We start from the raw sequence: 15822 nt of genomic DNA, 5'->3' as shown, positions 1-15822 counted from the left end.
AATATTATAAAAAAGTCCAGCCATAAAATAGACTGGACGTAGCTTCGGTAGTTACTTGTATTGATAAGATTATGGATATAGACGATTTAATAAACGAGGGAATGGTGCAGTTTCACGAACATGTTCTACACCTGATAACCATGCAACTGTTCTTTCAAGTCCTAATCCGAACCCACTATGAGGTACACTGCCATAACGGCGTAAATCTAAATAGTAACTATAACTTTCAGCATCTAATTCAAATTCATTGATACGTTGTTCTAATAATGCAAGGTCATTAATACGTTCAGAACCACCAATTATTTCACCATATCCTTCAGGTGCAATTAAATCTGCACACAACACAGTATCCTCATTATCAGGATTTGGTTGCATATAGAATGGTTTGATTTTTGTTGGATAATTTGTAATAAATACAGGTAAATCATAATGATTTGCAATTGCAGTTTCATGGGGTGCACCAAAGTCTTCTCCCCATTCAATGTCATCAAAACCTTGTTCTTTCAAGAATTCAACTGCATCATCATATGTGATACGTGGGAAAGGAGTTGCAACTTTTTCAAGCTTTTCAGTATCACGTTCTAAAATATTTAATTCTAATTTGCAATTTTCTAGTACTGATTTAACAACATGAGTTACATATTGCTCTTGAATTTCTAAACTTTCGTTATGATCGCAAAATGCTTTTTCAGCTTCTATCATCCAAAATTCAATTAAATGGCGGCGTGTTTTAGATTTTTCTGCACGGAATGTCGGTCCAAATGAAAATACTTTACCGTGAGCCATTGCAGCTGCTTCTAAATAGAGTTGACCACTTTGAGATAAAAAGGCATCTTGATCAAAATATTTAGTATGGAATAGTTCACTTGTGCCTTCTGGTGCACTAGCTGTTAAAATAGGTGGATCTATTTTAGTAAACCCAGTATTATTAAAGAATTCATAAGTTGCACGAATAATTTCGTTTCTTATTTTCATAACTGCATGTTGTTTTTTTGAACGTAACCAAAGGTGACGGTGATCCATTAAGAATTCTGTACCATGGTTTTTTGGTGTGATTGGGTAATCATGTGCTTCTGCGATGATTTCAATAGATTTTACTTGCATTTCATAACCTAAGTCAGAACGATTATCTTCTGAGATAACGCCAGTAATATATAATGAAGTTTCTTGTGTAATATCCTTAGCTAATTGAAAAGTCTCTTCATCTACATCAGCTTTTACTACGACACCTTGCATAAAACCAGTACCATCTCTTAACTGCAAGAATGCAATTTTACCACTTGAACGTTTATTCGTTAACCAAGCACCTATCGTTACTTCTTGGTTAATGTAATGTTTTGCTTCTTTTATCGTTGTTTTCATAACCAAACTCCTAATATTTTTGTAGTCTTCTTTTATTAATCCTTATACATTTTAACAAAATCAAGATACAAGTTCTAGTTGCGCGTGTTAACTTTTAATGATGTATTGTCTCTTTTTTTATTTTTTTAAGTAAGCTTGAAAATTGTTTTATATCACCTTTTTTTTGGCGATAACTTTCTAGTGATTGTTCAAAGAATTGTTTGTAATTACTTTTAATTAAACGATCATCAAAGGATACAATTATGCCTTTATCTTGTTCATTTCGAATAAGTCTACCTAACCCCTGTCTGAAACGCGTAACAGCATCTGGTAATACAAAATCTTTGAATGTGGAAGTGAATTCAGATTCCATTAGCCAATATTTAGTATTATTATGATTCATGAATGGTAGTTTTGTGATCATCACGCATTTGATACCATTTGATTGAAAATCAAACCCTTCAAAAAATGTTCCAGTCCCTAATAATATGGCTTTAGAAAAACTGTTGAATTGCTGAACGATTTTATAGTTTTGGTTTTGTTGTTGCGTGAGTATTACATAATCTTCAAATTCAGATAATTCATTCAAGAGTTCTTGTACCATATGCATCATCTTATAACTAGTGAAAAGAATTAAACATTTTGATTCAACGACTGTTGTATATTCTATAACATAATTGACAATAGAGCTCACATAATCATCAATATTTTTATAATTATATGAAGCAATATCATTTGGTATAAATACTGTTGTCTGATTTGAAGATACTGCAGTAGTATCAAGTTCATAAGTATTAAAAACGATGTCCTTATTAAACCACTGCTTGAAATTTTCAAATGAATGATTAAAGGTTAAAGTACCTGAAATGAATGTTAGCGCATTAAATTTATCTAACACTTGTTTTGTTAGTATTTCTTTCACATCATAATCTTTGACATTTAATTTTATTGTGGATTTTTGATTAATATTTTTAATAGACAAATAACTAATATGATTATTTTTCAAACTAGTTTCAATTGCCCTAAATTTATCATTGTTATAAAGTAATTGTTTTCTTACTGTTTTAATCGTTTTATGGCTCATGCCATTAAAGAATTCTAAAGTCATGTTTAATTTATGAATAACGGCATGCAAATCATTCAAAATCGGCGTTACATCGAAATGATATACAAAATGAACTTTATGCACTTCATCATCATGTATTTCTGATTGTTGGATGCTATTAAACATAGTACTAAACAATTGTTCATTTAAATCATGTATTTCATTGATATTTGTTTTAAGGCCAAAAACATCGATTGGTGGTATATCTAACTTTTCAAGTATACGTTGTTGTTCTAAATAGTCGATTGCTGCAAGCAATTTTTCGTTTTCAGTTTTACCGATCAGTCCTAATTGATACTTAACATCAGAATAACTTAACTCATTCGTAACTTGATTTAAAGCATAGTCAGGTAATCTATGTGCTTCGTCAATAATACAATCATCAAATAATTGATAGATTGTATTATCATGTGAAGCATGAATTAAATGTGCATGATTAGTAATACCGATTTGAATATTTTTTGCGTTACGTTTAATAAAGTTAAAATAATTAATGTCATTACGCACTGGAACATAAGTTTCTAACTTTTGTTCGTAATACATTTTCTGTCCGCCTTTTAAATCTAACTCCTGAATATCTCCAGTATGCGTTTCTGTAATCCAAATTAATAACTGCATTTTTAAAATGCTTACTTCGTAATTATTAGACTCATCTTTCAAAATTTGACTGATTAATCCTAAAGAAATATAGTCTCTTTTACTTTTGATTAATGAAGCATTTATTTTAAAATTTAAAGCTGATTTTAGAGCAGGTATATCTTTTTCCAACAATTGGCTTTGTAATAATTTTGTATTTGTAGAAATCATTACATGTTTCCCTGTTTGAATATTATACATTAATGATGCTAATAAATAAGAAAATGATTTGCCACTTCCTAACGGTGCTTCAATCATGGCTTTTTCACTATGCATCAATTGTTCTAATATAATTTCAGCTAAATATAATTGTTGTGGTCTATATGTTAAATTTAATTTTTCAGTAATATCTGTATATAGATCTTTTAAGGTTCCATCAAAATTTGCAGTAGGTGCTTTAAAATCTTTTTGTTTTTTATAAATAATCTGTTCAAACTGATCGAAATCTTCATTTAGAGGTTCATGATCATGGTTTCGAGCCATTTCAAAAAGAATATCATGTAAATCATACTTTAAATTTTTACTTAAATAATATAGTTGCTTTAAAGTGTCTAAATGGAGCGCTTCAAATTTATTAAAAGCAAGTATCATGAGTTGTGCCGTCGTTGCAGCATCTTCATCAGCACGGTGAGCATTATTTAATATGATTCCATGCGATTCTGCTAATTCACTTAATTGGTAACTTTTATCTGTTGGGAAAGCTACTTTAAACAGCTCTAATGTATCTAATACCTTTTTGGGCTTATATTTGATATTGCAATTTTTAAACGATTTTTTTATAAAATTTAAGTCAAAGGTCACGTTATGTGCTACAAAGATGCAACCTTCTAGTTGCTTATAGATATCGTCAGCAATTTCATGAAAATATGGTGATTGATTTAGCATTTCTTCTTCAATTGAGGTTAATGCTTGAATAAAAGGAGGAATTTCTAAATCTGTTTTCACCATAGAGTGATAGGTGCCAATTATTTTATTATCACGAACGAAAGTAATACCAATTTGAATAATTTCATCATAATCTAATTGATTACCCGTCGTTTCTAAATCAACAACAGCGTAACAAGGTTGTGTCATTTTCATTCCTCCTTTTCTTATAATTTAAAGTTCTATATCTGCACTCATAAGTTTGTGTTGTATCTGTTGGTCATCAATGACGATTAAATAGCCATCCTCATCAATATCTACAGCTTCACCTTGAAATTGTTGCGCATTTTCAGTGAATTTTAGGGATCTATTCCAAATATTTGAAGCTTCAATATATTCGTTTCGTATAGTAGAAAATGGCTGGTTTAAAAATTGGTGATAACGTCTTTCAATATGATTTATCAATTGCTCTAAAAAATGATAACGATGTATTTTTTGGTTAGCATGTATTCTCAAGCTCGTAGCTTTTAATTGTAACTCACCTTGAAAGTCTTCGGCTAAGTGATTCATGTTTATGCCAATACCACATATAACCGCTTCTATACCATCACTATTAGCCACCATTTCAGTCAAAAAGCCGCAAGCTTTTTTTCCATCAATATAAATATCATTTGGCCATTTTATAGTTACGCTTTCATTACTAAATTGTTGCATTGTATCTCTGATACCCAATGCCATAAACAAATTAAATTTCGTTATCATTTCAAATGGAACTTTTGGTCGTAGCACAATAGACATCCACAACCCTTTGCCACGTGAAGAATCCCAAGGTCTATTGAAACGGCCTTTTCCTTTCGTTTGTTCATCACTTAAAATTAAAAAAGTATCTGTATTGCCAACTAATTTCTGCTTAGCGAGTAACTGTGTGGAATCTATTTGTGCTATTACCTCAACATGATCAAACATTTTTTGCTCATCGATTAAAGGTTCTACAATCCCACTATACCATTTATCAGGTAGTTCAATTAAGCGATGTCCTTTATGGTTAATTGATTCAATTTCGCATCCTTCTTGCTTTAGTTGATCGATGACTTTTTTGACTGCTGTTCGAGAAATTGCAAGATGTTCAGCGATAAATTGACCAGAAATATATTCATCTTGATTTGTATATAAGATTTGAATAACATCTTTACTGTATTTCGACATGTGAATTCACCCACCTAATGAGTTCTGATTTAATATTTTGAACATCTCCATCGATAATCGCAATCTCATTTTCTCTCAATATTGTTTTTAGCCAAGGACCGCTTTGTTTATTGACTACTTCAAGGATATCTTTACCATTAATATCAATATCTTTTCTCGATTGAATTGGTAGTTGTTTGGATACTTCTTTTACAGACTGTGTATTTATAATGAGTGGTGAAAAAGATGGTAAATGGTTTTTTATGTGTAAATCCATATAATTTAATATGGATTGTATATCTTGCTCACCATAATCATAAATAAGTATTTTAAAGTCTGATTTTGATTTAATATTGGGTAATTGATTGAGTAGCTTTTCTAACTTGCTTATATATTTTTTGTCATTATTACTGATTTTCAAATCATTAAGATTGCCATTTATTGAAGGTTGCTGTACTTTCAATAATGCTACTAATAAAGTGAACGGAATGGCTTCATCCAAAATAAAATTATTTAGATTATAATGTTTAAAAAAAGGAATGTAATTAAATGCATTCAAACGCTGTAAGTTTTCAAAACTATTGGCTACATATTTACCAGAAGTAAGTTTCTTTAACTCAACCACTATACGTTCAATTGATAAATGTTCAATATCATTGATGTGTGATTGCATACCGTAAAAAGTTTCATTTTCTAGTGAGAATCCTAATTGTGATTGAAAACGTAACCCTCGGATGATTCTTAATGCATCCTCATTAAAACGTTCTTGTGCATTTCCTACAGTTCTGATTATGCGATTTTTTATATCTTGTTGCCCATTAAAATAGTCATGAATATGAAAATCAGCGTCCATGGCTATTGCATTCATTGTAAAATCACGTCTTTTAACATCCTCATATAATTCACGCACAAAAAATACTTCGTTAGGTCTACGATGATCATCATAATCACCTTCTGCACGAAAAGTCGTTACTTCATAATGTTCCCCGTTATAAACAACATTGATTGTACCATGTTCTCTACCTATAGGAATTGTCTTTTCAAAAATAGCTTCTACTTCATCAGGTGTCGCACTCGTAGTAATATCGATATCGTGTATTGTTTTATGCATTAGATAATCTCTGACAGATCCCCCAACAAAATATGCTTGGTGCTGGTTAGTTTGTAAAGTTTTTAATATAGGTTTTGCTTGTTCGAATAATGTTTTAGTCATGATTACCCTCTAACATTTTTTTATAATAATATTCATATTGATCAGCAATTAAATCTGAAGAAAAACGTTCAGCAACGTCATTCAACATTTGCTGCTGCATTTTTTTATAAAGCTGATTATCTGTCAACAATTGTAAGGCATACGTACTAGCTTTCTCACTATCTCCAACATCTACAAGAAAACCTGTTTCATTATGTTTAATTACTTCCTTGATACCTCCAGCAGTTGAGCCAACTGGAAGTACACCTGATTTCATTGCTTCTAGTAATGTGAGACCAAAGCTTTCCTTTTCACTTAATAATAATACTATATCTGATATTTGATAAAATTCACTTACCCAATTTTGTTTACCTAAAAATAGTACGGAATCTTCAATATTTAATTCACGTGCTTTTGTTTTCATATCCATTAATTGAGGACCATCACCTAATAAAATAAGTTTTGATGGCAATTGTTGGTGTATCTTTGCGAAAGTTTCAATGACTGTATCAATACGTTTAACGGCTCTAAAATTAGAAACGTGAATAACCACTTTTTCTTCAGGTTTTATCCCGTAACAAGCCTTTAATTTGATATCGGATTCAGTCGGCGTTGAATGTTTTGTAGGAAATTCATTTTCTCTAACGAAATTATATATTGGAATAATAGCTTTATCAGTTTCAATAATATCAGTTGTTTGTTCGGCTAGTGATTTACTAACGCTTGTTACTACATCACTACCTTCTATACCAAATTTAATCGCATTTTTTAATGAATGGTCATATCCCAATACAGTAATATCAGTGCCATGTAAAGTGGTCATTATTTTAATATCTTTACCTGACATGTGTTTTGCTAGGATGCCACAAACAGCATGTGGTACCGCATAATGCATATGTAATAGATCTAAGTCATACTCATTGATTACTTCAGCGATCTTTGTACTTAAGGTGATATCATAAGGTGCATATTGGAATACAGCATATTGATTCACTTCAACTTGATGAAATGTAATATTTGGTAATGGTTTTCTAATCCTAAAGGGGATATTTGATGTTATAAAATGGATATCATGTCCTCTTTCTGCTAACTTGATACCCAATTCAGTAGCGATAATACCAGAACCACCCATAGACGGGTAACATGTAATTCCTATTTTCATAGGTGGCACATCCTTTCTTAAACAATGTCAATCTATTTTCTTTCAAAACGATTTTTATCACGTGTATTAAATTTATCCATCGTTTCGTTAAAGCTTTCCGTCATGTCTATATCTAAAGAATTAGCAATACATAGTAACACAAATAAATTATCTCCAAGTTCTGCTTTTACTGTGTTTGCTGCTTCACTATCTTTTTTCTTTTTTTCACCATAAAAGTGGTTAATTTCTCTTGATAATTCTCCCACTTCTTCTGATAATCTTGCGAGATTTGCTAGAGGTGAAAAGTAGCCTGTTTTAAATTGATTTATATAGTCATCTACTTCGATTTGCATATCTTTCATTGATTTCATGATAAACGCCTCTCATTCTTACAGTTTCTTTTATAGTATAGACTAATTCTATGATTCATGCATTATTCCTGCAACCTTTATACGCTATTCAATGTTAAGTAAGCATTGAAAATAATGATAATATAAAACACATAAAGCACAGTAATAATGAATCTTACGAAAAATGAGCATGATAAATATTTATATTGAAGGATAATTATTGCAAGCATAAAAAAGAGGCTGGACAAATTTATTGTCTCAACCTCTTATGCTAATATTGTCATTCTTGCCATTTTAAGACGAAGAAATCATTTGAAACCAATTAGACTTCTGTCACATGTGTATGACCAAATTATTCACTTGATCTAGCGATTAAAATGAAACGTGCAAGTTCTGCTAATGCTACAGCAGTTGATGCAACGTAAGTCATTGCAGCAGCAGATAATACTTTTTTCGCATGTCGATATTCTTTTTCATTAACAATATCTAAACTTTTGATTTGTTTCATTGCTCTACTGCTGGCATCAAATTCGACTGGTAAGGTAACAATTGAGAAAAGTACTGCAAATGACATTAATGCAATGCCAATCCAAAGTGCAGTTGAACCCAATGTACTCTGTAAACTAGTTAAAACAATACCAGCAAAAACTGCCATGTAACCTAAAGAACTACCAATATTTGCTAAAGGTACTAATGATGTTCTAAACCTTAAGAAGAAGTAACCCTGAGCATGCTGGATAGCATGACCTACTTCATGGGCAGCTATTGCTGTTCCAGCTACAGAAGGTCTATTGAAGTTCGCTGGAGATAAGACAAGTACTTTTTTACTAGGATCGTAGTGATCTGTTAGAAATCCTTTACCTTCGACAACGTCTACATCATAAATTCCATTTGAATGGAGTATTTCAAGCGCTACTTCACGCCCTGTTTTTCCACTAGTTGATCTTACTTGAGAATACTTTTCATAGTTAGATTTAACCTTGTGTTGTGCCCATAGAGGCAGAACCATTAAGATAACAAAGTATATAATCATATAAATAAAAGACAAAAATCCTCACTCCTTTATAAACATTTTACTGTGGACGTTAATAATGGTCAAATATTTTATCTTTTTTAAATAGAGTTAAACTTAAATATAAAACTAAAGGTATGACACTTAACCAAAATGCTAAGTATGCAATTGCCCCAATGTGACTTTCAATAAAATCATAAAAAGGATATTGCATGAATACATAATCGATAATGTCATTGTGGAACACCCATATCATCGCTACGAAAAACGAAAGCATAGTCACTTTAAATCTTGGATAAAATATAAAAGCTTCAATGGCCATAATGCCGTGGGAAAGTATCAGCATACAACCTATAACTGTAATCATGTCGTATTGGATAAATAGGATAATATTCATAATTACAGCCCATACACCAAATTTGATTAATGTGACAAAAGCAAGTGCTTCAATGATTGGTATGTTCTGGTTAACAATTAACCCTAGTATAGCAATACATAAAAATAATGATGCAGTCGGACTATCAGGTACAAAAGGTATAAAATACCATGGAGTAATACTCATTTGTGAACCATACCAAATATACCCATAAATCGTTCCTAATAAATTACATATTAATAAGAAATAGAGCATCCCTTTATTATAAATGATAAGTTGCCAAAGCGAATAAATGTTCATATAGTCAATCCTTCGATAATGTATTAAGATTCCTCAACTTAAATGTATTAAGGATTTGAGATAATTGATAAAATAAAGCTTTATCTTGTAATTGTAAACTTAAGTCAATATTGTCTTGTAAATATTTGATAATAGATGATTCACTTTGTTTTGATAATGGCAAGCCATAAATATCTTGAATATATATAGCATAATAAGGAGAGTGAAGTAATTGTGTTAACAATAATTCATCTAATCTTGTATCTCTTGAACCTTCATTATTTAAATATAATTTGATATCAAAATAGATGTTTTGATTTGCGATATAGTCAAATATTTTTTTTCATTGTTAATATATTGTTGATTCTGCACTTTAAGTTTTATGGCGATATTGTCTGTATTCACTGCAGCAATTTCTAAAGTATTATGACTAGGAATTTGCTCATCTACAAAGTATATTTTTTGTAATAATTCAGGTGAGGATTTTATCAAATTTAATACCCATACACTAATTCGAGATTTAAAACGATAATGGAATAATACGTATTCTATAAAACTTGCTTTTACTTGTTGTAAGGTATCAGTCAATGTACTCACCTTCCTTACTTTTTAGAATGATTGCAATCTCTCAGCTTCATCATGCCATGTTTCATTAGATGGATCTATTTCCAGTAATTGTTTTAAGATTTGTTGAGCTTGTTCTATATAACCAATTTCAACTAAATAGAAATAATAATCACTTAAAAATGCTGATTGCGTTCTCATAGTTGGATAAGCTAATTCAAAGAAATGTTGAGCTTCTTTATCTCGCTCTTCTTGACCTAATGCATGTGCTAAGTGCCACATAAATACTGGATCCAAATCTTCTTCATCTGCATATTGTAGTAAGCCAATAATTGACTCGTAATCTTCTTCTTGTCTATAGAAATCACTTAAGATTAATAGTGGTTCCTGATAAGCATTGTCTACATCTAATGCTTGTAGTAGTAATTGAACACCTTCATTAGCATCTCCGTGTTCGATTTGAATACTTCCTGTTGATACCATTAATTCTTTATAAAATTGACTCAATCTCAATCCTTCTTTACCAATTTCAATGGCATCTGCGTGATTATGCTCGTTTTCATACAATTGTTGTAGATAAAAGTAGCCTTGTAGGAAATCCGGATCTTTTGATAATAATGTTTGTACTAATTTGATAGCTTCTTGTGTTAAATCATTTTTTTCATAAGCAATCGCTTTTTTGAAGTAACTTTCTGAATCCATTTCATCTTCACTGATTTCATCGAACATCATGATTGCATCGCTATAATTTCCACTTTGCAAGCTACAATCAGCTAAACGTGAGAATAAATTAACATTATTGACCTGATATTCTCCCGTTTCTAGTACCGTTTCATATTCCGATGAAGCACGTAAATATTGTCCATCAAAATAAAGTAATTCTGCCAATGCGAAATGGATGATTGGGTCATTGGGTTCAATATCAATAGCTTCTACTAATTTATCAATAGCTACTTCTAGCATATTTAATTGTTGGTACAAATCTGCTTCTAACATCAAACGTTCCGTAGAAAGTTCAACAGTACTTAAATATTCTAATGCTTCATCCGTTTGGTCTTCCGCGATCAGCCCTTCAATAAAATAAATTAACAGTTCACTTTCATCTGGATATTTATGATAAAGTGTACGAAATACCTCAAGACCTTGCGGCATTAATCCATAATTATATAGTGTTTCACCAAGTATAAAGAGTGCATCATCTTTTGGAGAACTTAACGCGTCATTTACACGTGTATCTAAGTTGTCTAGTTTTTGTAAGTTGATATCATCTATAAGTTTATAGATATCTTCCATACTTTATCCCTCTTTTTCTAATTGTTTAAATTTAGCTAAAAAACCTGGGAAGGAAACATTGACTGCATCAAATTGATCAATCGTTAATGTATCATCAGTTAATAAAGAAGTTACAGCAAGCATCATTCCAATACGGTGATCAGTAAAACTATCCACTGTGGCAGTTTGTTCCAATCTTGATGGATGTATAATCATGCCATCACTTGTTGGTTGCAATGTAAAGCCTAATAAATTCAACATGTTTGCTGTAGTATCAATACGATTTGTTTCTTTGACCTTTAATTCTTCCGCTTCTTTTATAATACTTGTGCCATTTGCTTGAGTACAAAGTAATGCAATAACTGGTAACTCATCAATTGCTCTAGGTACTAACTCACCTTCGATATGGATAGGTTTCATGTTTGGCGTATACTGTACACGTATTGAAGCGGTAGGTTCTGAACCATTAGTTTGATTGAATAAAGTTATATTTCCACCCATTTGTGTCACGATATCAATAATACCTGAACGTGTTGGATTTACGCCAACATTGTGAATTGTAATATCACTGCCTGGTGTTATCAAGCCAGCAACAATGAAATATGCAGCAGAAGAAATGTCGCCAGGTACATGAAAATCAGTGGCAGTAATATGTTTGATACTATTTTCAGGTAATTCAATCATTTTATCATTGGTAGTGATTGGAATTTGATAATGTTCAAACATCGTTTCTGTATGATTACGCGTAATACCGATTTCAGAAATAGTCGTTTTTTCGTTTGCAAATAAGCTTGCAAATAAAATTGCACTTTTAACTTGAGCACTTGCGACTTCCATTTGGTATGTTATGCCTTTAATTTGAGCAGGTTTGATTAATAAAGGTGTATAATTATTATTTACACCTGAAATATCTGCATTCATTAAGGTCAAGGGTTTCATAATTCGATCCATAGGTCTTTTTCCAATTGAAGCATCACCAGATAACACTGTTTCAATACCAAGGCCACACAATAATCCAGCAACTAAGCGTGTAGTTGTTCCAGAATTACCAGTATAGAGTACTTGATGTGGTGTTTGGAAAAATTTATATCCAGGTGAATTAATTTCTATTTTATCTTCTAATATATCTATTTCCACACCTAGCAGACGGAAAATTTCAACTGTACGAATACAATCTTCACCAAGTAATGGTTTATATATCGTTGATTTACCAGATGCTAATGAGCTCAGAATAATAGCTCTATGCGTCATTGATTTATCTCCAGGAACTTCTATATCTCCAATCAGAGGACCTTTTATATCAATTGTTTTACTAATAACCAAATATGCCACCTACTTTTTAATATATGTTTGTAATGCATTAAAGCTCTCTAATAATATGGATTTATCAACATGTTTAACCACAGGGTTACCTAATCCTTCTAATAAAACCATCTGCACCCCTTGCTGATCATTTTTCTTATCTCTTAACATCAATTCATAAAGTGGATCAAAATCGAAGGTATTGATGATATTTAATGGATAATCTAGAGAATTTAAATAATTGATGTAATGTGAAATATCAAAATTTTGATTTAAAATATGATTTGACACAATAAATTGGAATAGGATGCCAATCATTACTGCATGACCATGTGGAATTTTAAATGCATATTCAACGGCGTGACCAAAAGTATGTCCTAAGTTTAAAAATTTACGAACGTTAGATTCTTTTTCATCTTTTACAATGATATTTAACTTAGTCTCTATGCCCTTAAAAAGATAATATTCCATTTCATTTAAGGAAGCTAACGTAGCTTTATCATAAAAATGCGCTTCAATATCTCGTACTGCGTTCGCACTATTTAATAATGCGTGTTTATATACTTCAGCATAACCACTCAATACTTCTGTATAAGGGAGTGTTGAAAGAAAATTCAAATCATAGATAACAGCATTTGGTCTATAAAATGCACCAATCAAATTCTTACCGTGTTTCGAATTGATACCCACTTTACCACCAACACTAGAATCGTGCGCTAATATCGTCGTAGGCACCTGAATAAAATCAACGCCTCTTAATAAGGTAGAAGCTAAAAATCCAGCGAAATCACCTGTGGCTCCCCCTCCTACTGCAATGATACACGTATTTCTGGTCAAATTTTTACTCAATAATGTTTCTATACTTTCGGCATAATAAGCTAGAGATTTTGTGGTTTCACCTGATGGAACCATCAGCTTGTGTGCATCGTATTCAGATGTAATAAATTCTAATGTGTCATCCCATTTGTTTGCGATTTCGGTATCAACGACAAGTACAATATCTTTATAATTTTCAATATAATGACGCAGATCCTTTAATGCGTTATGTTCTATGATGATGGGATAATTATTTGTCTCATACGTAGTTTGTAATTTCATAGATATCACCTGGCTAATCTTAAAATTTTAATAAAACTTAGTATTCTATATTCAACAAGCGACGTTCTTCAATTTGTGATTTTAATTGATCGATATGATTACATTGGAATTCTTCTAATAGTGCTTTTGCAAGTTCAAATGCAACAACATTTTCTACTACAACACTTGCAGCTGGAACAGCACAACTATCAGAACGTTCAACAGAAGCTTTAAATGATTCTTTAGTGTTAATGTCTACTGAGTTTAAAGGTTTATATAGTGTTGGAATTGGTTTCATAACTCCATTGACGACAATAGGCATACCATTAGACATACCACCTTCAAATCCACCTAAATGATTTGATCCTCTGTAATAACCATTGGTTGTATCATATAGTATTTCGTCCTGTATTTCACTACCAGGTTTTTCAGCTGCTTTAAATCCTTCTCCAAAACTCACACCTTTAAAGGCATTGATACTTACGACACCTTGAGCAATTCTACCATCTAATTTACGGTCGTAATGGACATAACTGCCGATACCAATTGGCACACCTTCAATAACAGTTTGCACAACACCACCAATAGTATCTCCTGCCTTTTTAGCATCATCAATTTTATCTCTCATTTGTTGAGCGATGTCATCATTAATAACACGGACATCATTTTTATCAATATTAGATTTAATCGTTTCAAGATCATACTCTAAATCATCTTTAATACCACCAATTTCCATAACTCTACTATAAAAATGAATATCGAGTTGCTTAAGTAATATTTTAGATACAGCGCCAACAGCTACTCGCGCGGCAGTTTCTCTAGCTGAAGAACGTTCTAATACATTTCTTAAGTCTCTATGATTATATTTCATACCACCGATTAAATCTGCATGTCCAGGACGTGGTTTTATAATCACACGTTTCATGTTTTCTTGATCTTCATCGCTAATAGGGTCAGCACCCATAATTTTTCTCCAATGTTTAAAATCATCATTTGTGACAATAAGCGTGATTGGACTACCAAGTGTATACCCGTTTCGCACACCAGACACAATTTCAACACTATCCTTTTCAATTTGCATGCGTCTACCTCTACCATATCCACCTTGACGCTTAAACATTTCTTCATTTATATCGGCAACATTAATTTCTAAATTTGCTGGCACACCTTCAATAATTACTGTTAGCTGTGGACCATGTGATTCTCCTGAAGTTAAATATCTCATTATTTACCCACTCCGTTCTTTAGTACTTTAAATGATTATATGTTCCTTATCTTATCATATTCATTTGTTCAAATTAACAGAAAAATTTCAAATAACTAAACTTTATAAGATTTACCTACATTCAACTATAACATCTGGCTAAATTTTAGTAATAACTTAAGATATTAAACGACTTCACTATAGAATGCAATTGCAACTTTTATCCATAGAAAAAACACTTTCGTATCAATTCATATTATTATGAATTCAACGAAAGTGTTTTGATTATAATCACACGACCAAGAATCGTGTTTTTAACTATCAGCTTTTTATCTATATTGTTGAAAGTATTAAAAGTTAATAACGCATGTCATCTTATTTGCATTGGTTTGTCAATTCAAAGACAATTATTCATATAACCAAGCTTCACGTGATTCTGTGAAATCACTTAATTCTTCTGCGTTAAACCAAAGCTTGATTTCTTTATTAGCAGATTCTACTGAATCTGAACCATGAATAATGTTTCTGCCTACAGTCAAACCAAAGTCTCCTCTAATTGTACCAGGTGTAGCTTCTGATGGGTTTGTTGCTCCAATAATGTGACGTGCAATATGTACAGCATCTTCACCTTCTACAACCATTGCAAATACCGGTGCAGAAGTAATAAAATCTATTAAATTACCATAGAATGGTTTATCTGTATGTTCAGCGTAATGTTCTTCTGCAAGCGATTTTGGTACCGTCATTAGTTTAGCACCTACAAGTTTTAGTCCTTTACGTTCAATACGTGAAACGATTTCACCTATCAAGTTACGTTGAACCGCGTCCGGTTTAATCATTAAAAATGTTCTTTCCATTGTGTGTTTATCCCCCTGTTAATGATGTAAGTTTTATAAAAATATAAAACAAAATATTATAATGT

Annotated in this window: 13 protein-coding genes and 1 pseudogene; all 14 read right to left on the bottom strand. The window is 31.6% G+C overall.

Going from position 1 to position 15822, the window contains the following annotated elements:
* Positions 1-69: 69 nt before the first annotated feature.
* The 14 genes and pseudogenes from asnS to ndk all read right to left on the bottom strand — a co-directional run bounded on the left by asnS (position 70) and on the right by ndk (position 15757).
* Positions 70-1362 carry an asparagine--tRNA ligase gene (gene asnS, locus FYJ81_RS01935; RefSeq protein WP_107386302.1) on the bottom strand — a complete coding sequence of 431 codons (1293 nt, stop codon included), beginning with the start codon at positions 1360-1362 and terminating at the stop codon, positions 70-72.
* A gap of 94 nt (positions 1363-1456) precedes the next feature.
* Positions 1457-4156 (bottom strand): helicase C-terminal domain-containing protein, encoded by a 2700-nt coding sequence (locus tag FYJ81_RS01930; protein ID WP_154409242.1) that lies wholly within the window; start codon positions 4154-4156, stop codon positions 1457-1459.
* A gap of 24 nt (positions 4157-4180) precedes the next feature.
* Positions 4181-5152 (bottom strand): biotin--[acetyl-CoA-carboxylase] ligase, encoded by a 972-nt coding sequence (locus tag FYJ81_RS01925; RefSeq protein ID WP_107386665.1) that lies wholly within the window; start codon positions 5150-5152, stop codon positions 4181-4183.
* Positions 5136-6344, bottom strand: a complete 1209-nt coding sequence (locus FYJ81_RS01920; protein ID WP_154409241.1) for a CCA tRNA nucleotidyltransferase — start codon at positions 6342-6344, stop codon at positions 5136-5138. The genes FYJ81_RS01925 and FYJ81_RS01920 overlap by 17 nt, the downstream gene beginning before the upstream one ends.
* Positions 6337-7485 (bottom strand): N-acetyl-alpha-D-glucosaminyl L-malate synthase BshA, encoded by a 1149-nt coding sequence (gene bshA, locus FYJ81_RS01915; RefSeq protein ID WP_107384491.1) that lies wholly within the window; start codon positions 7483-7485, stop codon positions 6337-6339. Before bshA ends, FYJ81_RS01920 begins: the two co-directional genes overlap by 8 nt.
* Before the next feature lie 32 nt (positions 7486-7517).
* Entirely contained in the window at positions 7518-7835 is a 318-nt protein-coding gene (locus FYJ81_RS01910; RefSeq protein WP_019468926.1) for a nucleotide pyrophosphohydrolase, read from the bottom strand.
* A 331-nt stretch (positions 7836-8166) separates the two neighbouring features.
* A complete protein-coding gene (locus tag FYJ81_RS01905) occupies positions 8167-8862 on the bottom strand; it encodes a zinc metallopeptidase (protein ID WP_046208235.1) in 696 nt (231 codons plus the stop codon).
* 37 nt (positions 8863-8899) lie between these two features.
* On the bottom strand, positions 8900-9502 hold the full coding sequence (locus FYJ81_RS01900; protein WP_107386371.1) for a DUF1405 domain-containing protein: 603 nt from the start codon (positions 9500-9502) through the stop codon (positions 8900-8902).
* Positions 9503-9506: 4 nt separating this feature from the next.
* Positions 9507-10069, bottom strand: a pseudogene (locus FYJ81_RS01895) (YpiB family protein).
* 21 nt (positions 10070-10090) lie between these two features.
* The gene (locus FYJ81_RS01890) at positions 10091-11338 is read right to left on the bottom strand and encodes a tetratricopeptide repeat protein (protein WP_107384493.1); all 1248 of its coding nucleotides are present in this window, start codon (positions 11336-11338) and stop codon (positions 10091-10093) included.
* Between the two features lie 3 nt (positions 11339-11341).
* The gene (gene aroA / locus FYJ81_RS01885) at positions 11342-12640 is read right to left on the bottom strand and encodes a 3-phosphoshikimate 1-carboxyvinyltransferase (RefSeq protein WP_107386369.1); all 1299 of its coding nucleotides are present in this window, start codon (positions 12638-12640) and stop codon (positions 11342-11344) included.
* 9 nt (positions 12641-12649) lie between these two features.
* On the bottom strand, positions 12650-13717 hold the full coding sequence (gene aroB / locus FYJ81_RS01880) for a 3-dehydroquinate synthase (protein WP_107384495.1): 1068 nt from the start codon (positions 13715-13717) through the stop codon (positions 12650-12652).
* A 37-nt stretch (positions 13718-13754) separates the two neighbouring features.
* Positions 13755-14921 (bottom strand): chorismate synthase, encoded by a 1167-nt coding sequence (gene aroC, locus FYJ81_RS01875; protein WP_154409240.1) that lies wholly within the window; start codon positions 14919-14921, stop codon positions 13755-13757.
* A 386-nt stretch (positions 14922-15307) separates the two neighbouring features.
* Positions 15308-15757, bottom strand: coding sequence for a nucleoside-diphosphate kinase (ndk, locus tag FYJ81_RS01870; protein WP_019468918.1), 450 nt, complete (start codon positions 15755-15757; stop codon positions 15308-15310).
* Between the last annotated feature and the right edge of the window lie 65 nt (positions 15758-15822).

This window comes from Staphylococcus sp. McC-251-APC-3A2, assembly GCF_009695665.1.
Classification (GTDB): Bacteria; Bacillota; Bacilli; order Staphylococcales; family Staphylococcaceae; genus Staphylococcus; species Staphylococcus cohnii.
Note: the sequence above shows the minus strand (reverse complement) of the source record. Positions and strands in the feature narration are given on the sequence as shown.

Excerpts from the sequence above, each read along its gene's own strand:
- asnS (WP_107386302.1), bottom strand. The coding sequence starts at position 1,362 with ATGAAAACAACGATAAAAGAAGCAAAACATTACATTAACCAAGAAGTA.
- FYJ81_RS01930 (WP_154409242.1), bottom strand. The coding sequence starts at position 4,156 with ATGACACAACCTTGTTACGCTGTTGTTGATTTAGAAACGACGGGTAAT.
- FYJ81_RS01925 (WP_107386665.1), bottom strand. The coding sequence starts at position 5,152 with ATGTCGAAATACAGTAAAGATGTTATTCAAATCTTATATACAAATCAA.
- FYJ81_RS01920 (WP_154409241.1), bottom strand. The coding sequence starts at position 6,344 with ATGACTAAAACATTATTCGAACAAGCAAAACCTATATTAAAAACTTTA.
- bshA (WP_107384491.1), bottom strand. The coding sequence starts at position 7,485 with ATGAAAATAGGAATTACATGTTACCCGTCTATGGGTGGTTCTGGTATT.
- FYJ81_RS01910 (WP_019468926.1), bottom strand. The coding sequence starts at position 7,835 with ATGAAATCAATGAAAGATATGCAAATCGAAGTAGATGACTATATAAAT.
- FYJ81_RS01900 (WP_107386371.1), bottom strand. The coding sequence starts at position 9,502 with ATGAACATTTATTCGCTTTGGCAACTTATCATTTATAATAAAGGGATG.
- FYJ81_RS01890 (WP_107384493.1), bottom strand. The coding sequence starts at position 11,338 with ATGGAAGATATCTATAAACTTATAGATGATATCAACTTACAAAAACTA.
- aroB (WP_107384495.1), bottom strand. The coding sequence starts at position 13,717 with ATGAAATTACAAACTACGTATGAGACAAATAATTATCCCATCATCATA.
- aroC (WP_154409240.1), bottom strand. The coding sequence starts at position 14,921 with ATGAGATATTTAACTTCAGGAGAATCACATGGTCCACAGCTAACAGTA.
- ndk (WP_019468918.1), bottom strand. The coding sequence starts at position 15,757 with ATGGAAAGAACATTTTTAATGATTAAACCGGACGCGGTTCAACGTAAC.